The following is a 25,050-nucleotide window of genomic DNA, read 5'->3' as shown; positions in this document are numbered from 1 at the left end:
ATGCTGGCAGTGAGGCCATGAACACCGCATCGATATGGATGCAGAAGGATTGCTCGCCAGCACCGAACAATAAAGACTCCACTGGAGAACACCCATGCAAACATCCCTGCGTACCCTTCTGCTCACCGCATCCTGTCTGCTGCTCGCTGGGCCGGTGATGGCGGATGAGCCACGTCGCCCCGAATGCATCGCCCCGGCTGCGCCGGGCGGTGGTTTTGACCTGACCTGCAAGCTGGCGCAAAGCGCGCTGGTAGAAAGCAAACTGCTGAAATCGCCTATGCGCGTGACCTACATGCCAGGCGGTGGTGGCGCGGTCGCCTATAACGCCGTAGCGGCTCAACGTTCTGCCGAGCCCGGCACTATCACCGCTTTTTCCAGCGGTTCGTTACTGAGCATGGCGCAGGGCAAATACGGCCGTTACGACGTCAATTCGGTGAGGTGGCTAGTGGGGCTGGGAACCAGTTATGGGGCGCTGGCTGTGCGTGCCGACTCACCGCTGAAAAACCTCGACGACCTGATCGCTGCGTTCAAGGCCGATCCCAGCAAAGTGGTCATTGGTACCAGCGGCTCGGTGGGTGGGCAGGATTGGATGCAGACTGCATTGATTGCCCGCGCAGCCGGGGTCGACCCTGGCAAGATGCGCAACGTCGCGATGGAAGGTGGTGGCGAGATCGCAACGTCGCTCCTGGGCGGGCATATCCAGGTTGGCAGTACCGACATCGCTGACTCTGTTCCTTATATCGAGAGCGGCGACATGCGCATTCTCGCTGTGCTGTCCGACGAGCGCCTCGAAGGTGATGTGGTATCAGCCATTCCTACCGCCAAGGAGCAGGGCTATGACGTCACTTGGCCGGTGATCCGCGGTTTCTACGTGGGGCCAGATGTAAGCGACGAGGCTTACAACTGGTGGAAAAGCGCTTTCGATCAACTGCTCGCCTCCGAGGACTTCGCCAAGCTGCGCAAGCAGCGTCAGCTTTACCCGTTCGCCATGACGGGTGAAGAACTCGACGCGTTCGTGAAAAAGCAAACCGTTGAATATACGGAACTGGCGAAAGAGTTCGGGCTGGTCAAGTAAACGCAAGCAGCCCCGCCCCCTATTAGGCGAGGGCACTACCACCGGCCTTGCCCTGCAGCGAGGCCGGCAACATTACGAGGACCTCCTCATGTCTCAACGCATTTTCGGCGTGGTGTTGCTGCTGGCGTGTGCCGGGCTGGGCATCGTCGCCTGGGGCTATCACGCGCCTTTCTCCTACGAGCCCGTCGGCCCACGTGCCTACCCGCTGTTACTGCTGACGCTCATGGGCCTGGGCGCCATCTACCTGCTGATCAAACCATCCAGCAGCGTTTCTCAGGATGACGAGCCACCACTGGACCGCCACGTGGTCCGCAAAGTGGCCAGTTGCGTGGTGATCTTCGCCGTCTACGCCGCGCTGTTCGAACCGCTGGGCTTCATTCCGGCCAGCCTGATCTTCGGTATCGCCATGGCACGCCTTTACGAGGGCACCTGGAAGACCAGCGTGATCTCTGGTGTGGTGCTGGCCGTTGGCCTGTTCGTGCTGTTCGACAAGATCCTCGATGTCCCGCTGCCGCTCGGCATCCTTTCCAGCCTGGAGATCTGATCCGTGGATACTTTTAGCTACCTCGGCCAGGGCTTCGGTGTTGCCCTGAGCCCCTACAACCTGTTCACCGCCCTGTGCGGCACCCTGATCGGTACCGTCGTCGGCCTCCTGCCGGGCCTGGGCCCGATCAACGGCGTGGCGCTGTTGATCCCGATCGCCTTCGCCCTTGGCCTGCCGCCGGAAACCGCGCTGATCCTGCTCGCGGCTGTGTACCTGGGTTGTGAATACGGCGGTCGTATTTCCTCGATTCTGCTGAACATCCCGGGCGAAGCCTCGGCGGTGATGACCACCCTCGACGGCTACCCACTGGCCCGTCAGGGCAAAGCTGGCGTGGCCCTGTCGATCTCGGCGTGGAGCTCGTTCGTCGGCGGTCTTATGGCCACATGCGGCGTGGTGATCTTCGCCCCTCTGCTGGCCAAATGGGCTGTAGCATTTGGGCCGGCTGAGTATTTCGTGCTGATGGTGTTCGCCATCGTCTGCCTGGCTGGCATGGCCGGCAACAAACCGATGAAGACCGCGATTGCCGCCTGTATCGGCTTGTTCCTGTCCTGTGTCGGCATCGACTCCAACAGCGGCGTGTACCGTTTCACCTTCGGCAGCCTGGGCTTGGCCGATGGTATTCAGTTCGTGGTGCTGGTGCTGGGCCTGTTCTCGGTGAGCGAAATTCTGGTTCTGCTGGAGCGTACCCACCACGGCCAGAAGGCCCTCGATACCAGCGGCCGCATGCTGTTCAACCTCAAGGAAGGCATGTCGGTACTGGCGACCAACCTGCGCAGCGGCGTCATGGGCTTCTTTATGGGTGTTCTTCCCGGCGCCGGCGCAACCCTGGCCAGTGCTGTGTCGTACATGACCGAGAAACGCCTGGCGGTCAAAGACAACAAGTTCGGTGATGGTGACCTGCGTGGCCTGGCCGCACCGGAAACCGCCAACAGCGCATCGGCCTGTGGCTCCATGGTGCCGATGCTGACGCTGGGTGTGCCCGGCTCCGGCACCACGGCGGTGATGCTCGGCGCGCTGACGCTGTACAACATCACGCCCGGCCCGCTGTTGTTCCGCGATCAACCGGATATCGTCTGGGGTCTGATTGCCTCGCTGTTCGTGGCCAACATCATGCTGATCGTCATTAACGTGCCGATGATCAAGATCTTCACCAAGATCCTTGCCGTGCCGTACTGGGCGCTGGTGCCGGCTATCGCCATCATCACCTCGATCGGCGTCTACGCGGTGCATGCCACGGCGTTCGATCTGTTCCTGATGATCGGTATCGGGGTGGCTGGCTACATCCTGCGCAAGATGGACTTCCCGCTTTCGGCGATTCTGCTCGGGTTCATCCTCGGCGGTCTGATGGAACAGAACCTGCGCCGTGCGCTGTCGATCTCCAACGGCGAGCTGGGCATCCTGTTCGCAAGCCCGATCACCTGGGGTGTGTGGGCACTGATCGTGCTGATGATCGCCCTTCCCTTCTACCGCACCTGGCGTAAGCGCGCTCAGCGCAAAGCCGACGCGGTGTTGTAAAAGGTCGGGATCGAGATCTCCAAGTCAGGGTGCAAAGGTCAGCTGTAAGAGCCGACCTTTGCATACTGCAATCTTAGAATAAGCGCAGCGCACTTTTGACGATGCTGCTCAAAGCGGTGATCTTAGAGGGCTTCCTGTAAGAGGTAGTTTTCGACCAGCTATGGCGATTGACACGCTGTTGCGCCAGCGACGCGTTGGACCATGTCTAGCGCCCTGATAGCCAAGTCGGCATCTGGCTTTGGGAGATTCCAGACCACTGCGCGACGCGCATAAAGATCAATCACCGCAGCCAGATAGTGCCATTGGCTTGGAGCCGGTACATAGATGTCTACGGGGGTTGGTATCTGCGAAGCCATAAACAGGCTCCACCATCTTTGCACCACTGCACCGGAATCCTCGAGCATGCCCCTTGCCAGAGCTAACTCATGCGCTATGACTTGATCACACTCGATGTCTTCATCGTCGTCGCCGAAGAACGCAACCTGACCCGAGCGGCCGAGCGCCTACATCTCGCAGTATCTGCAGTGAGCAAGCGGATTGCCGAGCTCGAAGAACAGGTCGGCTCGCCTCTGCTGTTGCGCTATGCCCGCGGTGTAGAACTGACGCCTGCGGGCCAATCGCTGCTTCATTACGCTCACGAACTGCGGCTGGTGCTGGGACAGATGGAAGATGAACTGGCCAGCTACGCGGCGGGTGTCAAAGGACACATTCGCATCCACGCGATTACGTCGGTACTCGCGCAGTTTCTACCTTCCGATCTCGAGCGTTTCCTGGCCAGCTACCCGCTGATCAATTTCGATATTGAAGAGCGGGTCGGCTCTGCCGTCGCCAGAGCGGTAATCGAAGGTAGGGCAGACCTCGGCATATTTGCTGAGCACACCCAGGCTCCAGGGCTGGAGGTGCGGCCCTACCGTCAGGACCAGTTGGTAGTGGTTACTTCCCGCGATCACCTGGTGGCTGGCAATGCCAAGGTCTCTTTCCGCGATGCCCTCGCCCATGAGTTCATCGGCCCGCACCTGGATAGCTCGCTGTACACCCTGTTCGCGCAAAAGCAGGCGGAGTCAGGAGCGGTGATGCGCGTGCGCATTCGGGTAAGCAGCTTCGAGTGCATGTGCCGTTTGGTGGCGGCCGGAGTTGGAATCGCGATCCTCCCCAAGGCTGCGATCGGTCAGTATCTGCAACCCCTGAAGTTGAAGATGACACTGCTCGACGAAGACTGGGCAACACGCAAGCTGGTCATCGGCGTGCGCAATATGAGTCTGCTGTCGCCCACTGTCAGAACGCTCGTGGAGCACCTCGAACAAGGCCGATAGCGCCAACAGCGTTCTCGCTTCAAGAACGCTAGCTTGCCGAATCGTCAATTTCCCCTTACCTGCTATCGCCCTAGGATGTTGGCCATAGAGCGCTGCGTGATCTGCCGGCGCGTCCAATAAGAACCTGGAGCGATATGACCGTGAACGTCTTCTACATCGGCATGCAGGCCAGGACCATCAGCTGCAACGCGCCCGCAGCGGACTCAGTCGCTCGCCATCTTCAGCAGCGTTTCAAGCAAGACAGCCTCCTCCAATCCTGCCGACCCTCCAGCGACACCAGGCTGACCGAGCTCCCTGAGCACCGCGGCAGCGCCTGACCTTTTATCAATATGACTGCGGAGAATGCTATGTACGCCTACGTCGGTAGCCGCACAACCCGCGACCGCAATGCGCGCGGTGAAGGAATCAGCGTGTATTGGTTGGATCAGGAACGCGGCATCTTGGAGCTGGTGCAGCTGCTCAAGGGGCACGTCAATCCTTCATACCTGACCCTCAATGAACGAGCTGACGTGCTGTATGCCGTACACGGTGACGAGAGCGATGTCAGTGCGTTTCGCATCGATAGCAGCAGCGGCCGCCTGAGTTTTTTGAACACCCAGGACACCCAGGGCAAGAATCCGGTCCACCTGGCCATCGCACCAGCTGGGAAGCATCTGGTCGTGACCAATCACATCGGTGCCAGCCTCGCCGTCTTTCCAATCAACAGCGATGGCTGTCTAGGAGAACTGAGCCAGTTGCTCGAACTCAGCGGCGAGCCTGGTCCGCATCGTATCGAGCAGCCACATGCCAAACCGCATTACAACCTTTTCTCGGTCGATGGACAGCACGTCTTGGTGCCCGATAAAGGTCTAGATCAAATTTTCAGCTTTCGCTTCGATGCCGGTCACCTGAGTGCTGCAGACGAGCCATCGATTGCTACGCGTGAAACTGCAGGGCCACGCCATATGGCTTTTCATCCGCAAGGAGCCATGGCGTACGTGATCAACGAACTGGACTCGACAGTGACCACCTACCGTTATCAGGCCAGAACCGGTGAGCTGTCAGCGCTTCAGATCTTATCTTCGCTGCCAGCGAGCTACACCGGGAACAACCGAGCCGCAGGCATTCAGGTCGATCAACGAGGGCGCTTTCTGTACGCATCGAACCGGGGACACGACAGCATTGCGGTGTTTTCCATCGACCCACAAACCGCGTTGCTTAGTTTCATCGAGGCAACACCAAGCGCCGGACGAACACCGCGCTTCTTCACCCTGACGCCTAACGGCCGCTATCTGTTTGCCCTTAACGAGGACAGCGACAGCATTGCCGCATTCGCAGTCAATCAGGAGTTCGGCACGCTGGAAGCGACCGGGTTCGAGACCATCAGCGGCAGCCCCGTCTGCATGGTATTCGCGCCTTGATCAAGGCTTCCAAGCACCTGCCTGCCTAACAGGCGTTCATCACGATTCGGCACCAACTAACCCACAATAACAATACTGGCCGCGTCCAACGGCCAAGCGAGGCCCGTATGACAACTGAGAGTTACGGTCTGGAAAAGACCGTGGTACGCAAGGTTACTCTGCGCATCATCCCTTTCGTTTTCCTGCTGTACATCGTGTCCTATCTGGACCGCGCCAATATCGGCTACGCGGCCCTGCAGATGAATGCCGAGCTCGCTCTGAGTGCCGAGGCGTTCGGGTTCATTTCAGGAATATTCTTCATTGGCTACTTCCTCTTCGAAGTGCCTAGCAACGTACTACTCAATCGCTACGGTGCACGCGTGTGGATAGCCAGAATCCTGGTGACCTGGGGGGTAATTGCCGCAGCTACCGCCTTTGCGGAAACCGCCACGCACTTGTACATTCTTCGGTTCCTGCTCGGCGTCGCAGAAGCGGGCTTTTTTCCAGGCATCATCGTTTACCTGACCTACTGGTTCCGCTCCAAGGAGCTGGCGACCACAGTAGCGCTGTTCACTGCAGCAATCCCGGTCTCATACATTATCGGCGCACCACTGAGCACCTGGATCATGGATAACATTCACTGGTACGGCTGGAGTGGCTGGCGTTGGATGTTGTTTCTCGAAGGTATTCCCGCCGTCTTTTTGGGCGTGGTGTGCTTCTTCTACCTGACCGACAAGCCAGAGCAGGCTAAGTGGCTCAAGGGTGAGGAACGCGAGTGGCTGCTCGCGGAACTCGAGCGTGATCGCACATCGCGCAAAAACGTCAAGCACTTCGGGGTCATGAAGGCGATGACTAACCCGAAGGTGCTGTATCTCTCCTTCATCTACTTTGTGTATCAGTGCGGCAGCTTGGGTGTCGGTTACTGGATGCCGCAGATCATCAAAGGCTTCTCGGAATCGCTGACCCATACGCAGATTGGCCTTATCGCCATGGTGCCGTACATCGTTGCGACCGTTGTGATGATTGGCTGGTCACGCAGCTCGGATCGTCACGGTGAGCGTAAGCTGCACTCGGCCATCCCACTGGCGGTTGCCACCGTGGCGATGCTTGGCGCCGGCCTGGTCACCAGCCCGGTAATTGCCATCACCATGATCAGCCTGGCGCTGGCCGGCCTGTATAGTTTCAAATCACCCTTCTGGGCACTGCCGACACTGTTTCTGAGCCGATCCACCGCTGCCATTTCCATTGCTGTGATCAACTCCATCGGTAACCTGGGTGGCTTCGTTGGCCCGTTCGTGATCGGGATGGTTAAAGGCACAACCAACAGCGCAGCCGCTGGCCTGATGTTCCTCAGCGTATTACTGGCCATAGCCTTCATCATGACCCTGATGATGCGCATCAACAGTCAGGATGACGAGCAGACCGCTGGAGCAGCACAGCAGTCCTGACCACGCCCAGCCGTGCCGATACTCGCAATGCCCAGCCATCCCTAAAGTGGCTGGGCATTTTTGTATTGCCATAGAAACGCCCAAACCTATGCAAGCTCTTTACAGTCGACAGCTACCGAGGAAATGCCGACGCTCTTCAGGCAGCCTGCTTCAACCGCTGCTTAGCCCTATTCAGAAAGCCAGTAGACGCGTACGCAGCAACCCTTTCCACCACCGTCCTGTGTAGGCAATCGTTGAGTTGCGTGCAGATAGAGAATCGCGCCGTTAAATCCACTGATTTATTTTTGTATAGGAGCTGTACAGGTTTCCCAGGCTCTGACGATATACGTGTCAAGGCCCCATGATCGAGCCTCCCAGTCCATCCAGAGAGCACACCCATGCTTGGCATTTTCCGCCCGCGCAACGACCGGCGAGCACTGCAGCAACTTCTAAAGAGTCTCACCAGCGGCGAGAAGATGCATCTTGAAGGGTGCGTTGAAGAACCCGCAGTCAATGAGGCATGGCGGGCCTTGCAATCGCGCGAGCAGAGTCAACAGACTCGCATTGAGGAGCTTGAACACCAGCTCCAGGCAGCCCAGAGTCAGCTTGGCGAAGCCGCTTCATCTACCGCTACCGCGGAAGTTCGTTTTGACCTGGTGAACAGAGCCTCGAGTGAAGGTCTGTGGGACATGGAGGTTATCGCGGGCGATCCTATCAACCCCAGGAATCGCTTCTGGTGGTCCCAGCAGTTTCGTAGCTTGCTGGGTTTCCATGACGAAAGGGACTTCCCCAACGTCCTGGCGAGCTGGGCCGATCGTCTGCACCCTCAAGATAAGCAGGGCTCGCTCGATGCATTTGCCAGGCACTTGAATGATAAGTCCGGCATGACGCCCTACCGCGTGAAGAACCGACTGATGATGAAGGACGGCACGTATCGCTGGTTCTATGCGCAGGGCGAGACGCTACGCGACTCGAGGGGCGTACCTCTGAGGGTGGCTGGCTCCCTGCGCGATATCCACGACGAGCTGGAGCGAAACGCCGAACATGAGGTGATGCTCACCCGGTTCGAACTTGCTCGGGAGATGCTGTCGGACGGCTTGTGGGACATGGAAGTCATCGCCGGGGACCCGATCAACCCCCGCAATCCCTTCTGGTGGTCTCCGCAGTTCAGGCGCCTTCTGGGATTTGAAACGGTCGAAGAATTCCCCGATGTTCTGGATAGCTGGGCCTCACGCCTGCACACTGACGACAAGGAACGAAGCCTGGCCGCGTTCGGCGCGCACCTGACTGATCGTAGCGGTAAAACGCCGTTCGATATCGAGTACAGGCTCAAGATGAAAAGCGGCGAATATAGGTGGTTCCGAGCCCGCGGCCAAACTCGCCGAGACCGCCAAGGCACGCCGTTGCGCGTGGTTGGTGCGCTCGTCGACATCAATCTTCTGCACGAGCAGGAGGCCAGGCGTGAGCAAGAGGCCGAACACCAACGCACGCTTGAAGAAAGCATCACCAAACTGACTCAGATAGTCAGCACCATTCAGAGCATCGCCACCCAGACGAACCTGCTGGCACTCAATGCTGCTATTGAAGCAGCACGGGCCGGCGAAGCAGGACGCGGGTTCGCAGTCGTGGCCGACGAGGTGCGCAAACTCGCCACGCGCACTACAGAAGCCACACTGCAAGCAACCAGCATGATCAATCGCTAAACCGAGTCTTAACGCAGCACTGGCGGCAGGGAAAGCCCGCGCCGCCTATCGGCTGGCCTTCCGCACACGTCCTTCCAGGCAGTCAACCTGCTGCCATTCTGCGGTCGTGTAGCCAAGCCCTCAAGCAAGACCGTCGAGTCTGGCCAACCACTCGGGGGTAAGCGTCAATTGAGCTGCGGATATGTTCTCGTGAAGGTGGGCAATCGAGGACGTACCCGGAATCAGCAAGATATTGGGCGAGCGTTGTAGCAGCCATGCCAGCGCGACTCGCAAGGGCGAAGCAGCAGCCTCTTTGGCCACCGCTGAAAGCGCATCCGATTGCAGCGGGCTGAACCCACCCAATGGAAAGAACGGCACGTAGGCGATGGCCTGCTTCGCCAGCTCGGCGATCAACGCCTCATCGTCGCGATGGGTAAGGTTGTAATGGTTCTGCACGCAGGAGACTGGGGCAATGGCCTGAGCCTCCCTGACCTGATTTGCAGTAACGTTGCTCACACCCAGGTGACGTATGAGACCTTGCTGTTGTAATTCGGCTAGTGCGGTGAAAGCCTCTTCGATAGATCCTTCACAAGGCGCGCCCTGCGTACCCCAGACTCTCAGGTTCACCACGTCCAGCACATCCAAAGCCAGATTGCGCAGGTTGTCGTGGATACTGCTGACAAGGGCTTCAGGGGTCAGTGCCGGATTCCAGGAGCCATCCGTACCGCGTGACACACCCACTTTGGTGACGATAACCAACTGCTCCGCATAAGGAGCCAGCGCTTCACGGATCAACTGATTGGTGACGTGAGGGCCGTAAAAGTCGGCTGTATCGATGTGGTTAACGCCCGCATCAATCGCCGCCCGGAGCACAGCAACAGCTGCCTCTGGGTCTTTCGGGAGGCCGTATACATGGGGGCCGGCCAACTGCATGGTGCCGTAACCCATACGATTGACCATCCGATTGCCTAATTTGAACGTACCGGCTATTTCCGCGTTACTCATACCGTATGCCTCAAGTTTATGCCGCTATAGACGGCCTGGGTATCATCTATCTTTTCGAAGAGTGGCTGCGTCCACACATTGACAGCGGAGCCCTGGTGCCGATCTTGGAGCCCTGGTGGCAGGACTTTTCCGGGCCCTATCTTTACTACCCGGGCCGACGGCACCTACCCTCGCCTCTTAAAGCACTGATTGACTACATCAAACTAGAACCGCACGGCTCGCGGTGAAAACTTGCGCAGTCGAGTATCGATGAAAAGAGGGCGTGCCTCTACGCCCTCCGGCTGGCTAACGATCAGCCGTCACGAACCCACAAATCAGTTGAAGATTTCGGATTTGAGAATGATCTTTCCTCGTGCATGTCCGGAGGTCAGCCGTGCCCATGCGTCAGCAAAGGCAGTCAGTGGCACCTCACGATCAATGACCACCGTTACCTCCTGCTCGATGACTGCCGAGACCAGCTCCCCTAGCCGCTCTGCATAAGGCGCTGCATAGAAGATGCTTGCCGAGACGCCGAAAGATTGTGCAATCGAGGTATCCGGAGGCATGGCGGTAGATATCAGCCGCCCGCCTCTGCGCAGCACCTCAAAGGAACGCAGCTGCGTTTCACCTCCGACCAGATCCAGCACTAGGTCGACATCATGCACAAGCTCCACGAAATCCTGCGACGTGTAATCGATCACCTGATCGGCGCCCAACCGCGCCGCCAGTTCGATACCGTCGCCCGACGCAGTGGCGATCACCCGAGCACCAGCACGTTTGGCGAATTGAATCGCAAAGGTCCCCACACCTCCGGCTGCTGCATGGATGAGCACCGTCTCGCCAGCCTTCAGGCCAGCGGTGGAAAATAGCGAATGCCACGCGGTTGTTGCAGCGATGGGAATGGCCGCGCCTTCAGCGGCGGAAAGCTTCAGCGGCAATGTCACACAGGCGCTAGCAGGCACGGCGGCAAACTGAGCGAAGCCTCCGCCCGAGCCGGCATCCGTCCAGACGATGACCCGGTCACCTGCTTGCCAGTTTTCCACGGCGGAACCTACCTCGACGATCATGCCCGCAAAATCGGTACCCGGCGTGATCGGCAACTGGATATTGAAGAATTGCGCGGCCCCACCGGATACCACCAGAGCATCGAGTGGATTTAGCGCGGCTGCTTCAATACGCACTAGCACCTGGTCCGCAGCGACCTCGGGCATGGGTATGTTTTCCACAGCAGGGGTTTGCTTGTAAGCGTGAATACGGACAGCTTTCATGGTTGGCTCTCTTGTAAGGAACGGGAAGAAAGCGCCAACTCCGACGAAGAGTCAGCAGGTTGCACAGCGAGCACGGTTGCCATGACCGAGGCCTGCCAATCGAAATAGGGATTGAACGTCAACCGCGCGTGAATCTTGCCTTCCTCGCGGTAGCCCCAATCCGAGTACCACGACTGAGCACCCTCCTCACAGGCTTGCGTCACCTCGGCCAGTTGGCCATTCAGGCATATCCGCAAACTGCCCCGTTCGCCGTACAACGGATTGCTTGGCGCGAAAAGCAGGCTCATGTGGGAGAACTGGCTGATACGCAGCAATGGCAGGTGGTCCTCACGCACCAATACTCGCCTGCGGTCGAACAGCTCGATAGGCTCTGTTCCATACCAGACCAGCCGGCTGGCGGGGTGGGTGAAGCGATGCTGGAATTCTTCCAGCAGATACCGCGTGTCGAGCACCGAATCGTGTTGAGCAACCACCATCAACACTGGCTTGTCGTAAAAGCGCTCATCAAGCAGTCGCTGTACCGCGTGGCTGCTGCGGTAGAACTGAGCGAAGCCGTTGGTAGGGGTATTGAGATAACGAACGCTGTTCTGCATCGGCCGTTGTTCATCAGGCGCGATCAGCCAGGACCGGAAGTGAACGGCCATCGGCGCCAGCCAGTCCAACTGGCTGGACGAGCGAAACCCCGGTGAAAACAGCAGGAGTCCAGCGATATCGGGATTGGCGTAGGCATACTCGAGCGCCAGATTGGCGCCCGTGGAAAAGCCACCCAGGTACACGAGCTCGACTTCGCGCTGAAGTATTTGCGCCTGCTCACGGACCACGTCGCGCCATTGCGAAATGTCGACATCCAGTAAGTCCTCCGGGCGGGTCCCATGACCGGGCAATAACACCGTGCGCACCAGAAAGCCCTGAGCAGCTAGCACCGGAGCGAGGTCATTGAACGACCATGGCGAGTCTCCCAAACCGTGAACCAACAGGATGCCCCTGCTGGGAAGGACATTAGTTGCCGCGCGCCATTCCCGTGGTGCATTCCACTCCGTTTCGGCCCGAGGATCTGCGGTTTGATAATTACGTTTCAGGCGCAGCTGCTCGAGGGTTGCAAGCCGATAGTTGGCAAAATCCGTAGCGGCGTTGGCCTGTTTCTGCGGCAACACACACGCGCCAAGTAGCACGGCAACGCTGAGGGTCAGCAACGCCCGCACCAGCGCTACTATCCTGACCCGGGAGTTATCGCTACGCATTGCGGGACCCGGATACCGGCGGGCGCGAGGCGGCTCCGTACAAAAGCGTATGCACGGCGCTAGACACCACTTCATCCACTTTCGCAGCGGGCAGGTCGTCACCGAGCAAACCGACGATGGCGCGCAATTTGAGATCGCTTGAAATCATGCTCACGAACTGCACCGCCAGCACCTTGGCTGGTATTTCGGCAGTGAGTTTGCGGTTCGTCGACTGCTGATGCGCGGTAATCCAGGTCGCCAGAATATCGATCACTTTCTCGTAGCTGGCCGCCAGCATCGCCTGGGCAATTTTCGGGAAACGCTTGCCTTCGGTGGTAAGCAGCCGGTGCACCGCAAGCGTGCGAGGCGAGAGCGCGGTTGCTACTAGCTCCCGACCGAACTCCGGGAGCACATCGGCCGGGTCCAGTCCGTTGATATTGAGGTTTTCCAAAGGTTTGGCCATTTCAGCGCAGACATGCAACATCGCTGCTTCAAACAGCCCCTCCTTGCCACCGAAATGGCTGTACACGTTGCGCCTCGAGCCACCTGCTCGTGCAATCAGGTCATCAACGGCAACCGCCTCAAAGCCCTTGTCGAGAAACATCTGCGCGGCGATCACCACCAAGTCGTTAATTCGCTGCGCCCCTTTGGCGGTGCGATGAGCAGCGCTTTGCTGAACCAATCTGACAGACATTCAATAGGCTCCTCACCTCAATTGGTACGGTACCGTATCATACCTTTTTAGGATGAAAAGAGATTTTCACTGCCTTGCAATGTTTGGCAATCAGTCAGAGGAATTTGACGCTAGCGCTGCAAGATCGGCTGACCCGCCTCTGGCAGCACAAATGAAAACCTTCACCGCTGTGCGCTCAAAATCAGAAAGATCCAGCAAGGGTCTGCCAGTCATCTTCGCGGCCTCATCCCAACGGCGTAGTTGTAGCCTGTCGTTAAATAACGGGTTGCGCTCGAAGGCATCCGCTTCGGCATCACTCATCGCCCCACCCTGCCATGCCAGCGTCTGGCAGCTAGCCGGGCTCAGCCTGGCCAGATAACCTGCTTCGCGCAGGCACAGGTAGCGCTTGGCATCGACGTGCCGCGCGACCAGACCACAGAGCCGGTCAGGGAAACCCCGCTGGCGAAGCCAATGGGCGCCGACGTGCTCATGCCCCACGCGGCCGAGCCCAGCCATGTTGATGTGATCCGCCGGCGGGGTGCAGAAGTGGCCAATGTCGTGGCAAAAGGCAGCCAGCACCAGCTCATCATCTGCCCCTTCTGCCAGGGCCAACTCGGCAGCCTGGCTCATATGTTCGAGCTGGCTGATCGGCTCACCGATGTAATCCAGGTCGGCTTGCAGACGGCGCAGCGCGAACAGCTCGGCCACCGCCGCCTCGGCAGTCATGCGGCCTGCGCGTTTGGCCATTGGCCTTCGCCCAGCAGCGCAGCAACGGTTCGCTCGCCCAAGCCAAGACCAACGCTCATGCCGACGCCGGTGTGCATCAGAACGGCAGCAACGCCTTCGGCTGCCTTGAGCACGCTGAACGGCCCTGGCCCGCGAGCGCCGTAAACGCCCTGCCAGCGCTCCACTACCTCAAGTTCGCCTGCAAACGTTTGTTCAGCGAGGTCGATCAGCATACGGTCGACTTCTTCGCCGTTGAACGGCCCTACATCACTGCCGTAATCATGAGAATCGCCGATGATCAGTTCACCATAGGGAGTTGGGCTGACCAACAAGTGAATGCCGTAGGTTTCCAAGGCCGGCTGCTGGCGGCGGATCTCGGCACGTATCGCCTCGGCTTCCGGCAGGTCGGCGAAGGCGTTGTAATGCACGCAGCTGAGCCCGGTGAGCACGGCGTGCTCCAGCGCCAGCGGCTGCTTGAGGCGCGCACGCAGCATCTGCAAACGACATACCTGCGGCTTGAGCGCCGCCAAGGGCTCGGCCAGCAGCGTCTGGTAGTCATGCCCCGAGCAGACCAGGATCCGTGGCGCGCGGAATCGGCCTGCGGTGGTCAGTACGCTTCCCGTTTCGACGTCACGCACCAGGGTCGAAAAGTGAAACTGCACGCCCAGGCTGCTCAGGTGCTCGACGATTTGCGGCAGCGCCTCGCGTGAGTAGAGTTGCTGATCATCGAGCCCATGCAGCGCAGCCCGATGGTGAGCAAAACGGCCGTCGTACAGTTGCTCCAGCTCAGCACCGCGCAGCAGGTCGACACGGTAATCCATTTCCCGAGCGCGGCCGGCACAAAAAGCGTCGAGCAGTGCCTCTTCAGCCTCGCTGCGGGCGAATAGCAGCGAGCCTTTCTGCTTGAGCGACAGACCCGCTGCCTGGGCCAAATCGCCCCATAGCCCCCGTGACTGACGGGCTAGATCGAGCATTACACCCGGTGCCTGGCCAGTGACCAATGCCTGACCGAAATTGCGAATGGATGCGCCACGTGGCGTGTCGGTGCGCTCGAACACGCGAACCTTGAGGCCGCGTTTAACACCAGCCCAGGCGTGGGCGAGCCCCAGCATGCCGGCGCCAACGATCAGCAGGTCACAATCTTGCTGACTCATAGAAAACTCCTGAATCCAAACCAGAGGCCGCAATGAGCGGCCCGCTACAAAACCGTGTCGGTACCCGCAGATACCGCCCGGTACGGTTACTTGGCGACGGGCTCGGACTTGCCGTCATAACGCTTGCGCCACTCGGCCAGAATCCGCTCACGGTTCTCCGAGGCCCAGGCAAAGTCGTTGTTGATCAGGCGCTGCTCGTAGTCGGCAGGGAGCTCCTGGAAGCGTTCGGCGATGCCCGGTTGGGCGAGTACCGCAAAGTTGACCTTGTACAGGTCCATTGCCTCGCGGCTGGCCGAGAAATCGGCAAGCTTCTTGGCGGCTTCAAGCTTATCGGTGCCCTTGACGATGCCAGTGGCCTCGATCTCCCAGCCCAAGCCTTCTTTAGGCAGCACGATGTCCAGCGGCGCGCCTTTGCGCTTGAGCTGCACGGCCGGGTACTCGAAGGAAATTCCGATGGGAAATTCACCTGCCGCCGCCTGCTTGCAGGGCTTGGAGCCGGAGTGCGTGTACTGGCCGATGTTCTGGTGCAGCTTGTCCATGTAGGCCCAGCCGCCGTCCTCTCCAAAGGTCTGCAACCAGGCGCTGACATCCAGATAGCCAGTGCCGGACGACGCCGGGTTGGGCATGACGATCTTGCCCTTGTAGACAGGGTTGGTCAGGTCTTCCCACTTGACCGGCTTGGGCAAGCCCTGCTTTTCAGCCTCGATGGTGTTGAAACAGATGGTCGCAGCCCAGACGTCCATGCCCACCCAGGCTGGTGGGTTGGCCGGGTCGCGGTAGTTTGCGCCGATCTTGTCGAGGTTGGCCGGCGCGTAGGGCACGAGCATGTCCTGCTGCTTGAGCACGGCCAGGCTGGAGCCAGCCAGCCCCCATACCACGTCAGCCTGCGGACGGTCTTTTTCGGCCAACAGCTTGGCGGTCACGATGCCCGTGGAGTCACGCACCCACTTGATGCGGATGTCCGGGTTCTGCTTTTCGAAGGCTTTCTGGTACGTGTTCAGCTGCTCCACTTCCAAAGCGGTGTAAACGGTCAGCTCGGTTGCGGCCTGAGCGTGCAGTGCGCCGGCGGCGAGCAATGCGGCGGCCAGTACAGTGAATTTGGACATGATGAAGCTCCTGGAACGGCGTTGGTTGTCTGGGTAGGCCGGCTCAGAGACGGCCCATGAATCAGGTCAGCAGCCTTGCGGGCTTTCCCCCCGTGCAAGGCGCTGGTTGATGGCATCCACCACCGGCGGCAGATCCGCCAGGGTGTCGATCAGGTAATGCGGTCGGCTGTCCTCGAACAGCGCATCGATGCGCTCGCGCTCAGCGGCCAGACGCTCAGCAGGCAGCGCCTGGAATTGCGCCCAGCTCAGCCCGAGGAAGTTGCCGGAAAAACGCAGCGCCACGGTCCACATGCCGGCACTGCGCCCTTCGAGAATGCCGGGCTCGGTATCGTCGACCTTGACGCAGGCGGCGACATCGTCGAGCCCCAGAGCGATGACGTTGGCCAGCGCCTGTGCCGGGCTGGGGCGCCCTTTGGGTACCTCGTCGGTGGCGACCACGTGGTCGGGCTGGTAGCCGGCGGCTGCGGCCAGTTCCACGACCTTTTGCATCACCACCTGCGGATAGCCGGAGCACGTACCAATCTTCAAACCGCGCTCGCGCAGATCCGCCACCGCTTCCAGCGCGCCAGGTATGGGCGCCGAATGCTCACCGACTTTTTCGATCTGCAGGGGCATGAAGCGCTCATAGATCGCGGTGACATCCTCGTCGGTCGGCAGCCGAGCGAAGCGATGCATGAAGCGCTCGGTCACGGCCGGCTGGTCGCACAGCGTGCGGATGTGATCCCACTTGCCCATGCCCATGGGCCCCCGTGCCTCTTCCAGGCTGATCTCGATATCGAACTGAGCGAAGGCTTCAACGAAGATGCGGGTCGGCGCAAAGGAGCCGAAATCCACGACGGTGCCGGCCCAATCGAGGATGGCGGCTTGTAGCCGGTCAGGGTGCTGATAGCGCATGGGATTCTCCGGGATCAATGATTGGCAGCGCCGCGCCAGGCCTGGGACCGGCGCAGCAAGCCGCGCGAGGCCCCGGCCAGCAGCAGCGAGACGCCAGTGGACGTGAGCAGGATCAGGGTGGACATGGCCGCGGCACCGCCAACGTTGCCGGCGTCGTCCATGTTCAGCACGGCGACCGAGGCCACCAGGCTGTCTGGGCTGTAGAGGAAAATCACCGCCGACACGGTGGTCATCGCCGAGACGAACAAGTAGCGGACGATGTCCAGCAAGGCCGGCAGGCACATCGGCAAGGTCACCCGCAGAAAGTGGCTGAACAGCGGCACCTTCAGCGACAGGGCGGCGGCCTCGAATTCACTGTCGAGCTGGCGCAGGGCGGTGGCGGCGGTCATCTGCGCTGTGGTCAGAAAATGCGCAACGGTGCAGATCACCAGCAGCGTCAGGCTGCCGTACAGACCGTTCAACGGGTTGTTCGGGAGGTTGAAGAAGAACACGTAGCCAAGCCCAAGCACCAAGCCCGGTACCGCCATGGGGATGAAGCACAGCAGACGCAGGGTTTGCGTCAGCGGGCTCTGCCGGGTCTTCTCCAGCAGGTAGCTGCCGGTGAAGATCAAGGCACTGCCGAACACGGCAGACGCAATCGCCAGCGTCAGGCTGTTGCGGTAGGCCAGCCAACCGCCAGGCAGCTCGGAAAAGGCATAGTTGTGCAGCGAAAGCGACAGATCGTAGGGCCAGAACTTCACCAGCGATGAATACACCGCCATGCCGAAAACCCCGAGCAGCACGGCGCACACGGACAACACCAGCAGCATGAAGGCGCCGTCACGCCTGCGATGCGGCTTGGCAACATAGGCTTGAGCACGACCGCCCATGGCATCGCGCTGGCGACGTCGCAGCCACAGGTCGACCGTGAAGCTCAACAGGGCTGGCAACAACAGGAACAGCCCGATCAGCGCGCCTCGCCCGAACTGCTGCTGGCCAAGCACTGCTTTGTAGGCTTCCAGTGCAAGCACTTGATAGTCACCACCCACCACCACCGGCACACCAAAGTCAGTGATGCACAGGGTGAACACCAGGCACCCGGCGGCGAATACGCCCTGGCGGCTGCCCGGCCAGGTGATGCTGCGAAAGGCACGCCAGGGTGAGGCACCCATGCTTGATGCCGCATCGAACAAACGAGCATCAGCCAGCGCCAAGGCGCTGAGCAGCACCATCAGTGCGTGAGGAAAGGTGTAGATAGCCTGCCCCAGAACGATGCCCCAGAAACCGTAAATGCTGTCCGGGAAGATTTCCCGCAGCACGCCCTGATTGCCGAACAGGTAGATCAGCGCGATGCCGGGCAGCATCGAAGGCGCAAACAGAGGCAGCAGGGAGATGCCACGGAACACACCTTTACCCGGCACACACGTACGCTGCAGTGCATAAGCGAACCCGTAAGCAAGCGGCACCACAATCAATACAACCGCCAAGGCACTTTTCAGGCTATTGCCCAGCAACCAACGGAAATTGGCGCTGCCGAACAACTCGGCAGCGGCGGCAAGCCCTCCGCCCTGTGACGGGTCGCCGAAAATGCCGCGCCAGAGCATGGCCAGCAACGGCAGCAGCACCGCCAACAACAGCAACGCGAGCATCAGCCACTGGCCGCCCTGAACGAACACGCTATCAGCCCGATCTGCCGGGCGCTGGCGTGCCGAGCCGCGAATCATCGCCATCACCTGTTCCATCAGGCAAACACTTGCAGGGAGTGCGGCGGCAGGGCGACGCGAATCTGCTTGCCGTGCAGCGGCGGCATGGCCTCGGGCGCCATTTCGGCTAACAGGGCATGGCCTGGCAGATCATCCAGCTCGAAGCTCAGGCGGCAGCGGTTGCCCAGAAAAGTTATGTCCCGCATCCGCGCCGAGAACAGGTTGTCCTGTTCCGACACGGGGTTGACCAGCACCGCCTCAGGCCGGCAGAAAAGGCGACCTTGCTCGCTCTGCCCGGGTGTGGTCAGGCGCAGGCTAAGCCCGCCGACACGCGCATGGGCACCATCACGTTGGTACGGCAGCCAGTTACCCTGGCCAACGAATTCGGCGACGAAGGGCGTCGCCGGCGCATCGTAGATCGCCTGAGGCGTTGAATACTGCTCGACCCGGCCCTGATTCATCACCGCGATCCGGTCGGCCATCAGCATGGCCTCATCCTGATTGTGCGTGACCATCAGGGTGGTGATGCCGAGCTGGCGTTGCAGGCTGCGCAGCTCACCGCACAGGTGCTCGCGCACCTGTGCGTCAAGCGCAGACATGGGTTCGTCGAGCAGTAGCAGAGACGGGCTTGGCGCCAGTGCGCGTGCCAGCGCTACCCGTTGTTGCTGGCCGCCGGAGAGCTGCGCGGGATATTTGTGCTCGCTGCCGGTCAGGCCAACCAGATCGAGCATTTCGGCAACCCGCTTTCTACTCGCCTCGCGCCCCAGCGCAGTCAAGCCGTAGGCAATGTTCTGGGAGACGGTCAGATTCGGAAACAGCGCATACGACTGAAACAGGATGCCGTAATCGCGCGCTTGTGGCGGCAGCAGGGAGACGTCACGGCCGGAGAAAAGGATGCGACCCTGGTCCTGCCGCTCAAGGCCGGCGATACAGCGAAGCAGCGTGGTCTTGCCACAGCCGGACGGGCCGAGCAGACAGACCAATTCACCTGCGGCCACATCCAGCGAGACGCCATCGAGTGCTTTGAACGTGCCGAAGCCCTTTTGTATATCGTGCAGTTGCAGATCGACGGTGGCCATCAGCGGAACCTCGTTTGATTCGAACGAGGTCCATATTGGGCGAGGTGTACTAAGGCTTTATGGCAGTTGGGCAAAAGCTGCCGATAGTGGCATCAGTATATTTGTGACCGATGGAGGCCGACTCAGCCCTCAGCCACCTCACGGGCGATGCTAAGGAACGCGGCTGGCAGGCGAGCCTGCTTTCGCTCCCGCAGGCAATACAGATACTCCGGTATCACCGGCGCATCCTCGAGTTCGATAACCCGCAGATCTGGGTTGTCCGGCACTTCATGGCGGGCAATGACGCTGATTCCGATATTGCGCAACACCGCCTCGCGAATCGACTCGCGACTGCCAATCTCAAGCAGCGGGCCAGGAGCGACGCCCGCCCGCTGGAGTATCCCCTCGGTGAGCGTGCGCGTCGTCGAGCCGGCTTCACGCATCAGCAGGGCATGCCCCGCCAATGCCGATGGCAGCAAGCGCGAATGGATCGCCAGCGGGTGGCTGCGGTGGACGGCCAGCACCAAGGGGTCGTGGCCGAGTGTCAGCCGGCTAAAGCGTGCATCCTCTTCCAGTTGCGACGAGGCGGCCAGGTCGACCCGGTATTCCTCCAGCGCTTCGATCACCTGTTGGGAGTTGCCAATCTCCAATGTCACCTGAATCTGCGGCATGGCTTCGCGAAAGCGACGCACCAGATCCAGCACGTAATATGGAGCCGTGGCCGCCAGGCGCAAACTGCCCTGCATGTGTCCGCTGTTGCGCAGGAAAAATTCGATATCGGCTTCCTGCTCCAACAGCTTCTGCACCATCGGCAACAAGCGTGCGCCTTCCTCGCTGACGGTCAGCCGTCTGCCGCCGCGGTAGAACAGCTCGACCCCATACTGCGACTCGAGGTTACGAATCTGCGTAGTGACGGTGGGCTGGCTGAGTCCGAGCTTCTTCGCCGCGTGAGTGATGCTCCCCACGCGGGCCACCATGTGAAACGACTTGAGTTCAGCTGATAGCATGCACAGGCCCTAATGGAGGCGGATCATCTGACAGGCAATAAGTGAGGCGACATTAACCAATGTTGACACAACAGCGCAGTGGCAATGACATAGAAGTGGCCGCGACAAACCTCGGTGAGTGGGCGAGGCACCGATGGCATAACGGCAGGACAGCACTGAGCAAACCCTGCGACCGTCCGCCTTCGGGCTATCTCCCCCAGTTGTTTGCAGCCTGAGGGTATGGCACGCAGATGCGAGCAGACTCCCAAACCGCAACCTTCATCATCCAATGCCTGCGTCGAGTAGACGTTCGCCCAGCCCTGCAGCCCCTACTTTGGCCCGTTTTTGGCCGTTTACTGCCGGTCATGAAACGCGCCTCGCGCCTCGCGCCAAGAGCCGACAGTGCCAATAAATAATCTGCTCGCTTTTCTAGGCGTAAAGGGTCGCGGTGGCCGCACGGAGCCATCACGTCAGGTCGTGAAGATCTTTGCTGGTGGCCGGGTCAATTGCAAATTCCGAGAAGCGCACGACAAGCCCGCTTCGTTCCGGGGTACAGGCCGTGGGGCCAACCTGGTAAGTATTGGCAAGCGGGAACGGGGCCAGCCGCAGCAGTGGCCAGAAGCTTGCGTCGCGGGATGCCTGGATACGCATCGCGCCATTGGAAAGCGTGACGCGGATATAGAAGTCTTCCAACTCTTTGAATGGCTGCGAGACCGACCAATCCGATTTTCCGTCGGTGACGACAGTGCTGAGAAACGCTTGCCCGTCGGTGAACTCCACCCCGGTCTTCACCCAACGTTTCTCGTCGATCCGCACCATCAGGCCGGCCTGGTCGTACAAGGAGCGGAATTCGCCCTGAATGCGGATTGTCGCCGTGAATCCGTCGGTGGTAGCAATACCTAGAAAATGCGCCGTGTCGCGGGTAAAGCCATAATGGGTCTCGCGCCAGAAATCCGTTTTTTGCTCGGTGGTCATCGTCAGGCTGTGTTCCGAAACCTCTGAGGTGTCGGGACGATTCAGCCATTCGCCACGTCGAAAATCGATATTCATGCGCAGGCTCCATGGGCCACGAGATAACGGCGTTGATCGCGACGCTCGAAAAAGCGACCCGTAAGCCATCGCAAAGCCGGCTGAACGGCGCACTTCGGTCAAGACTCGCTGCCAACATTTGCCGAGCAGGGTTCAGACTCGAGGCAAGGGGACTTCCTTTCCCACTTCTGGACGGGAGCCGGTTAGATGCACCGTTTGTAACGGGTGCCATATATAGAGGGGGCTGGCGTATTGGCCTTCTGGTCACTAGCAGCCAAAACCAAGCCAGCTCTTTTGCGAGATGCCCATCGGAGGGCCACACAGCCAGTCACTCAGTGCCGGCGCCCACCTACGCCATCGCTGTCGTGTCTCCACTGCCGCGGGCTGACGCCGAACCAGCGGCGGAAAGCGCGTGAAAATGCGCTGACTTCCGAGTAGCCGAGCAGCGGCGCCAGGTTGGAGATGGGCAGTTGGTGTTGGCGCAGGTAATGCGTAGCCAGCTCGCAGCGCAGCTTGTCCACCACCGCGGAGAAATTCAGCCCCTGCTCACGCAACCGCCGCTGCAATGACCAGTTGCTCATGCCCAACTGCTCGGCCACCTGCTCGAGCACGGGTTCGCCAGACAGTAATTGCTGGCGAATCTGCTCGCGCACGTCATCGACGATATCCCGCGTACCGCGACCGCTCAGGTTGCTCAGCTGGCTGAGGGAGTCCTGCATCACCAGCAGCAATACCGCGTCACCCTGGGGCATGGCGCGGTCCAGGCCGCGTTTGGGGATGACCAGGGAATTGAATGGCTGCTCGAAATACACCGGTGCATCGAAGACTTTGCAGTGCTCGTGCCAGTGCTCGGGCCGCGGATGCTCGAAGTGCACCGCGCGCGGCGCCCACTGGCTGCCCAGTACGTGACGCACCAGGTTGAGGGCCATGCCCAGGGTCAGCTCGGCGTCCTGACGGCGGCACAGGATCGCACCGTGGCGAACCTGATAGTCGAAGCGGTAGCACTCGCCCTCGTCCACCAGGCGGATCAGGCTGTTGCGCTGATGCAGCGGGAAAGCGCGCGCGAAGTTGATCAACGCCTGCTCGACAGTCGCCGAGCACAAACCGATATAGCCCAGCAGCCCCAGCGCCTGTGGTTTGAACTGCTGCCCGTAATAGAGCCCGAAGTTGTCGCAGCCGGACTGCCGCGAGGCCTCTTCCAGCACTTGGCAGTAATTGGGCAGGGCCAGGCTCAGCGTCGGGTGGCGCAAGGACTCCGGGTCAATGCCCGATACGCCGAGGATGCGATCCGGGTCGCCGCCGTGCTTTTCGATGAAACCACACAGGCCGCTGGCGGCTGCCGCCAGTACGCCCGTATTGGTCTGCCCGCCCGCGAGAAACGACAAGCCGGCAGAGCAATCAGGCTGGGTGAGAACGGAGCTCATCGGCGCCTCCTTCGTGACAATTTATGTCTTGAAGCAAGAAACACGCCGCTACTCCGAAGATGCCCGCATGGCCGCTGATGGAGCAACAGCGGGCGACAGGCAGTAAACAGCGACGCGATTTATGGCCCTAAAACGAGTCGTTCGGAAACACTCGCACCGAAACGGCGCACACCAATTGACCCACCACGACACGGTGCAGGTCATAAGTGAAATTTGACTTTGCAGAACAGCCAGCCTCGCCTAGCGTCAAGTCGGCCACATGAATTCGTCTCATAGTTCGAGCGAGACCCCAGCCGGCCTGCTCGGCGGCACAACTACAAGAAATCGTCCTTGGGAGAATTTTATGATCTATGCCAAACCCGGTACCGCAGGCGCCGTCGTCACCCTCAAGCCGCGCTATGGCAATTACATCGGCGGTGAGTTCGTCGCGCCGGTCGCCGGCCAGTACTTCACCAACACCAGCCCGGTGGATGCGTCGGTGATCGGTGAATTTCCCCGTTCCGACGCCAAGGACATCGACAAGGCCCTGGACGCCGCCCATGCCGCCGCCGATGCCTGGGGTAAAACCTCCGTGCAGGACCGTGCGCTGGTGCTGCTGAAAATTGCCGACCGCATCGAAGCCAACCTCGAACTGCTCGCCGTGGCCGAAACCTGGGACAACGGCAAGGCCGTACGCGAAACCCTCAATGCCGACGTGCCGCTGGCTGCCGATCATTTCCGCTACTTTGCTGGCTGCATCCGCGCTCAGGAAGGCAGCGCCGCAGAGATCAACGAACACACCGCCTCTTATCACTTCCACGAGCCGCTGGGCGTGGTCGGGCAGATTATCCCCTGGAACTTCCCGCTGCTGATGGCCGCCTGGAAACTGGCTCCGGCCCTGGCTGCCGGCAACTGCGTGGTACTCAAGCCCGCCGAGCAGACGCCGCTGTCGATCAGCGTGTTCGCCGAACTGGTCGGCGACCTGCTGCCGCCGGGCGTGCTGAACATCGTCCAGGGCTTTGGCCGTGAGGCCGGCGAGGCCCTGGCCACCAGCACGCGCATCGCCAAGATCGCCTTTACCGGCTCCACGCCGGTCGGCTCGCACATCATGAAATGCGCCGCCGCCAACATCATCCCGAGCACCGTGGAGCTGGGCGGCAAGAGCCCGAACGTGTTCTTCGAAGACATCATGCAGGCCGAGCCGGCGTTTATCGAGAAGGCTGCCGAAGGCTTGGTGCTGGCCTTCTTCAACCAGGGCGAGGTGTGCACCTGCCCGTCGCGTGCGCTGGTGCAGGAGTCGATCTTCGAGCCGTTCATGGTCGAAGTGATGAAGAAGATCAAGGCCATCAAGCGCGGCAACCCGCTGGACACCGAAACCATGGTCGGCGCCCAGGCCTCGCAGCAGCAGTACGACAAGATCCTCGGCTACCTGGAGATCGCCCAGCAGGAGGGCGCCGAGCTGCTCACGGGCGGCGCCACCGAGAAACTCGAAGGGGACCTGGCAGGCGGTTATTACATCCAGCCGACCCTGCTCAAGGGCACCAACAAGATGCGCGTATTCCAGGAGGAGATCTTCGGCCCAGTGGTCGGCGTGACCACCTTCAAGGACGAAGCCGAGGCTCTGGCCATCGCCAACGACACTGAGTTTGGCCTGGGCGCCGGCGTGTGGACGCGCGACATCAACCGCGCCTACCGCATGGGCCGTGGCATCAAGGCCGGCCGCGTATGGACCAACTGCTATCACCTGTACCCGGCGCACGCTGCCTTTGGCGGCTACAAAAAGTCCGGGGTCGGGCGCGAAACCCACAAGATGATGCTCGACCACTATCAGCAGACCAAGAACCTGCTGATCAGCTACGACATCAACCCACTGGGCTTCTTCTGATCTGCCGATTTGCCCTAGCTAGCCAACCCATAAAGCAGAGCCCGCCA

Annotated in this window: 21 protein-coding genes and 1 pseudogene; 9 read left to right on the top strand and 13 right to left on the bottom strand. The window is 60.3% G+C overall.

Annotated elements, in window-relative coordinates; genetic code table 11:
- Positions 1–94: 94 nt before the first annotated feature.
- From BLS60_RS01075 to BLS60_RS21695, 7 genes are all read left to right on the top strand, one after another.
- The gene (locus tag BLS60_RS01075) at positions 95–1,075 is read left to right on the top strand and encodes a tripartite tricarboxylate transporter substrate binding protein (RefSeq protein ID WP_092363677.1); all 981 of its coding nucleotides are present in this window, start codon (positions 95–97) and stop codon (positions 1,073–1,075) included.
- Positions 1,076–1,163: 88 nt separating this feature from the next.
- Positions 1,164–1,619 carry a tripartite tricarboxylate transporter TctB family protein gene (locus BLS60_RS01070; RefSeq protein WP_092363674.1) on the top strand — a complete coding sequence of 152 codons (456 nt, stop codon included), beginning with the start codon at positions 1,164–1,166 and terminating at the stop codon, positions 1,617–1,619.
- Positions 1,620–1,622: 3 nt separating this feature from the next.
- Positions 1,623–3,134: a tripartite tricarboxylate transporter permease gene (locus BLS60_RS01065; RefSeq protein WP_092363671.1), complete on the top strand. Its 1,512-nt coding sequence runs from the start codon at positions 1,623–1,625 to the stop codon at positions 3,132–3,134.
- 425 nt (positions 3,135–3,559) lie between these two features.
- Positions 3,560–4,447: a LysR family transcriptional regulator gene (locus tag BLS60_RS01060; protein ID WP_092363668.1), complete on the top strand. Its 888-nt coding sequence runs from the start codon at positions 3,560–3,562 to the stop codon at positions 4,445–4,447.
- Positions 4,448–4,794: 347 nt separating this feature from the next.
- Positions 4,795–5,847: a lactonase family protein gene (locus BLS60_RS01050; RefSeq protein ID WP_092363662.1), complete on the top strand. Its 1,053-nt coding sequence runs from the start codon at positions 4,795–4,797 to the stop codon at positions 5,845–5,847.
- A gap of 107 nt (positions 5,848–5,954) precedes the next feature.
- Entirely contained in the window at positions 5,955–7,274 is a 1,320-nt protein-coding gene (locus BLS60_RS01045) for an MFS transporter (RefSeq protein WP_092363659.1), read from the top strand.
- A gap of 377 nt (positions 7,275–7,651) precedes the next feature.
- Positions 7,652–8,956, top strand: coding sequence for a methyl-accepting chemotaxis protein (locus BLS60_RS21695; protein ID WP_092363656.1), 1,305 nt, complete (start codon positions 7,652–7,654; stop codon positions 8,954–8,956).
- 120 nt (positions 8,957–9,076) lie between these two features.
- Here the strand turns inward: BLS60_RS21695 and BLS60_RS01035 are convergent, their stop codons facing one another.
- Positions 9,077–9,940, bottom strand: coding sequence for an aldo/keto reductase family oxidoreductase (locus BLS60_RS01035; RefSeq protein WP_092363653.1), 864 nt, complete (start codon positions 9,938–9,940; stop codon positions 9,077–9,079).
- A gap of 14 nt (positions 9,941–9,954) precedes the next feature.
- On the opposite strand from BLS60_RS01035, the pseudogene BLS60_RS21555 reads away from it, so the two are divergent.
- Positions 9,955–10,167: pseudogene (locus BLS60_RS21555) on the top strand (LysR family transcriptional regulator); the annotation flags it as partial.
- 87 nt (positions 10,168–10,254) lie between these two features.
- Here BLS60_RS21555 and BLS60_RS01025 read toward each other — a convergent pair.
- The 12 genes from BLS60_RS01025 to qhpR form a co-directional block, all read right to left on the bottom strand.
- The gene (locus BLS60_RS01025; protein ID WP_092363650.1) at positions 10,255–11,187 is read right to left on the bottom strand and encodes an NADP-dependent oxidoreductase; all 933 of its coding nucleotides are present in this window, start codon (positions 11,185–11,187) and stop codon (positions 10,255–10,257) included.
- Entirely contained in the window at positions 11,184–12,428 is a 1,245-nt protein-coding gene (locus tag BLS60_RS01020) for an alpha/beta hydrolase (RefSeq protein WP_092363647.1), read from the bottom strand. The genes BLS60_RS01025 and BLS60_RS01020 overlap by 4 nt, the downstream gene beginning before the upstream one ends.
- Positions 12,421–13,101, bottom strand: a complete 681-nt coding sequence (locus BLS60_RS01015) for a TetR/AcrR family transcriptional regulator (protein ID WP_092363645.1) — start codon at positions 13,099–13,101, stop codon at positions 12,421–12,423. The genes BLS60_RS01020 and BLS60_RS01015 overlap by 8 nt, the downstream gene beginning before the upstream one ends.
- 90 nt (positions 13,102–13,191) lie before the next feature.
- Positions 13,192–13,806 carry an HD domain-containing protein gene (locus BLS60_RS01010; RefSeq protein ID WP_092365229.1) on the bottom strand — a complete coding sequence of 205 codons (615 nt, stop codon included), beginning with the start codon at positions 13,804–13,806 and terminating at the stop codon, positions 13,192–13,194.
- The gene (locus BLS60_RS01005; RefSeq protein WP_092363642.1) at positions 13,803–14,960 is read right to left on the bottom strand and encodes a TIGR03364 family FAD-dependent oxidoreductase; all 1,158 of its coding nucleotides are present in this window, start codon (positions 14,958–14,960) and stop codon (positions 13,803–13,805) included. The genes BLS60_RS01010 and BLS60_RS01005 overlap by 4 nt, the downstream gene beginning before the upstream one ends.
- Positions 14,961–15,046: 86 nt before the next feature.
- Positions 15,047–16,066 (bottom strand): putative 2-aminoethylphosphonate ABC transporter substrate-binding protein, encoded by a 1,020-nt coding sequence (locus tag BLS60_RS01000; RefSeq protein WP_092363639.1) that lies wholly within the window; start codon positions 16,064–16,066, stop codon positions 15,047–15,049.
- 66 nt (positions 16,067–16,132) lie between these two features.
- Complete coding sequence (phnX, locus tag BLS60_RS00995) at positions 16,133–16,960, bottom strand: phosphonoacetaldehyde hydrolase (RefSeq protein WP_092363636.1); 828 nt, start codon at positions 16,958–16,960, stop codon at positions 16,133–16,135.
- Positions 16,961–16,974: 14 nt separating this feature from the next.
- On the bottom strand, positions 16,975–18,669 hold the full coding sequence (locus BLS60_RS00990) for a putative 2-aminoethylphosphonate ABC transporter permease subunit (RefSeq protein ID WP_420848381.1): 1,695 nt from the start codon (positions 18,667–18,669) through the stop codon (positions 16,975–16,977).
- Between the two features lie 11 nt (positions 18,670–18,680).
- On the bottom strand, positions 18,681–19,721 hold the full coding sequence (locus BLS60_RS00985; RefSeq protein WP_092363630.1) for a putative 2-aminoethylphosphonate ABC transporter ATP-binding protein: 1,041 nt from the start codon (positions 19,719–19,721) through the stop codon (positions 18,681–18,683).
- A 122-nt stretch (positions 19,722–19,843) separates the two neighbouring features.
- On the bottom strand, positions 19,844–20,707 hold the full coding sequence (locus tag BLS60_RS00980) for a LysR family transcriptional regulator (protein ID WP_092363627.1): 864 nt from the start codon (positions 20,705–20,707) through the stop codon (positions 19,844–19,846).
- 444 nt (positions 20,708–21,151) lie between these two features.
- Positions 21,152–21,736 (bottom strand): DUF1349 domain-containing protein, encoded by a 585-nt coding sequence (locus tag BLS60_RS00975; RefSeq protein WP_092363624.1) that lies wholly within the window; start codon positions 21,734–21,736, stop codon positions 21,152–21,154.
- A 311-nt stretch (positions 21,737–22,047) separates the two neighbouring features.
- On the bottom strand, positions 22,048–23,139 hold the full coding sequence (gene qhpR / locus BLS60_RS00970) for an AraC-like transcriptional regulator QhpR (protein ID WP_092363621.1): 1,092 nt from the start codon (positions 23,137–23,139) through the stop codon (positions 22,048–22,050).
- 343 nt (positions 23,140–23,482) lie between these two features.
- Here qhpR and exaC point away from each other — a divergent pair, with 343 nt between their 5' ends.
- On the top strand, positions 23,483–25,003 hold the full coding sequence (gene exaC, locus BLS60_RS00965; RefSeq protein ID WP_092363618.1) for an acetaldehyde dehydrogenase ExaC: 1,521 nt from the start codon (positions 23,483–23,485) through the stop codon (positions 25,001–25,003).
- The last annotated feature ends 47 nt before the right edge of the window (positions 25,004–25,050 follow it).

Origin of the sequence: Phytopseudomonas seleniipraecipitans (assembly GCF_900102335.1) — a bacterium.
Taxonomy (GTDB): Bacteria; Pseudomonadota; Gammaproteobacteria; order Pseudomonadales; family Pseudomonadaceae; genus Aquipseudomonas; species Aquipseudomonas seleniipraecipitans.
Note: the sequence above shows the minus strand (reverse complement) of the source record. Positions and strands in the feature narration are given on the sequence as shown.

Excerpts from the sequence above, each read along its gene's own strand:
- BLS60_RS01035 (WP_092363653.1), bottom strand. The coding sequence starts at position 9,940 with ATGAGTAACGCGGAAATAGCCGGTACGTTCAAATTAGGCAATCGGATG.
- BLS60_RS01005 (WP_092363642.1), bottom strand. The coding sequence starts at position 14,960 with ATGAGTCAGCAAGATTGTGACCTGCTGATCGTTGGCGCCGGCATGCTG.
- BLS60_RS01060 (WP_092363668.1), top strand. The coding sequence starts at position 3,560 with ATGCGCTATGACTTGATCACACTCGATGTCTTCATCGTCGTCGCCGAA.
- qhpR (WP_092363621.1), bottom strand. The coding sequence starts at position 23,139 with ATGAGCTCCGTTCTCACCCAGCCTGATTGCTCTGCCGGCTTGTCGTTT.
- BLS60_RS01045 (WP_092363659.1), top strand. The coding sequence starts at position 5,955 with ATGACAACTGAGAGTTACGGTCTGGAAAAGACCGTGGTACGCAAGGTT.
- BLS60_RS21695 (WP_092363656.1), top strand. The coding sequence starts at position 7,652 with ATGCTTGGCATTTTCCGCCCGCGCAACGACCGGCGAGCACTGCAGCAA.
- BLS60_RS01070 (WP_092363674.1), top strand. The coding sequence starts at position 1,164 with ATGTCTCAACGCATTTTCGGCGTGGTGTTGCTGCTGGCGTGTGCCGGG.
- BLS60_RS00980 (WP_092363627.1), bottom strand. The coding sequence starts at position 20,707 with ATGCTATCAGCTGAACTCAAGTCGTTTCACATGGTGGCCCGCGTGGGG.
- BLS60_RS01025 (WP_092363650.1), bottom strand. The coding sequence starts at position 11,187 with ATGAAAGCTGTCCGTATTCACGCTTACAAGCAAACCCCTGCTGTGGAA.
- BLS60_RS00975 (WP_092363624.1), bottom strand. The coding sequence starts at position 21,736 with ATGAATATCGATTTTCGACGTGGCGAATGGCTGAATCGTCCCGACACC.
- BLS60_RS00985 (WP_092363630.1), bottom strand. The coding sequence starts at position 19,721 with ATGGCCACCGTCGATCTGCAACTGCACGATATACAAAAGGGCTTCGGC.
- BLS60_RS01050 (WP_092363662.1), top strand. The coding sequence starts at position 4,795 with ATGTACGCCTACGTCGGTAGCCGCACAACCCGCGACCGCAATGCGCGC.
- BLS60_RS01020 (WP_092363647.1), bottom strand. The coding sequence starts at position 12,428 with ATGCGTAGCGATAACTCCCGGGTCAGGATAGTAGCGCTGGTGCGGGCG.
- BLS60_RS01000 (WP_092363639.1), bottom strand. The coding sequence starts at position 16,066 with ATGTCCAAATTCACTGTACTGGCCGCCGCATTGCTCGCCGCCGGCGCA.
- exaC (WP_092363618.1), top strand. The coding sequence starts at position 23,483 with ATGATCTATGCCAAACCCGGTACCGCAGGCGCCGTCGTCACCCTCAAG.
- BLS60_RS01015 (WP_092363645.1), bottom strand. The coding sequence starts at position 13,101 with ATGTCTGTCAGATTGGTTCAGCAAAGCGCTGCTCATCGCACCGCCAAA.
- BLS60_RS01010 (WP_092365229.1), bottom strand. The coding sequence starts at position 13,806 with ATGACTGCCGAGGCGGCGGTGGCCGAGCTGTTCGCGCTGCGCCGTCTG.
- BLS60_RS00990 (WP_420848381.1), bottom strand. The coding sequence starts at position 18,669 with ATGGCGATGATTCGCGGCTCGGCACGCCAGCGCCCGGCAGATCGGGCT.
- phnX (WP_092363636.1), bottom strand. The coding sequence starts at position 16,960 with ATGCGCTATCAGCACCCTGACCGGCTACAAGCCGCCATCCTCGATTGG.
- BLS60_RS01075 (WP_092363677.1), top strand. The coding sequence starts at position 95 with ATGCAAACATCCCTGCGTACCCTTCTGCTCACCGCATCCTGTCTGCTG.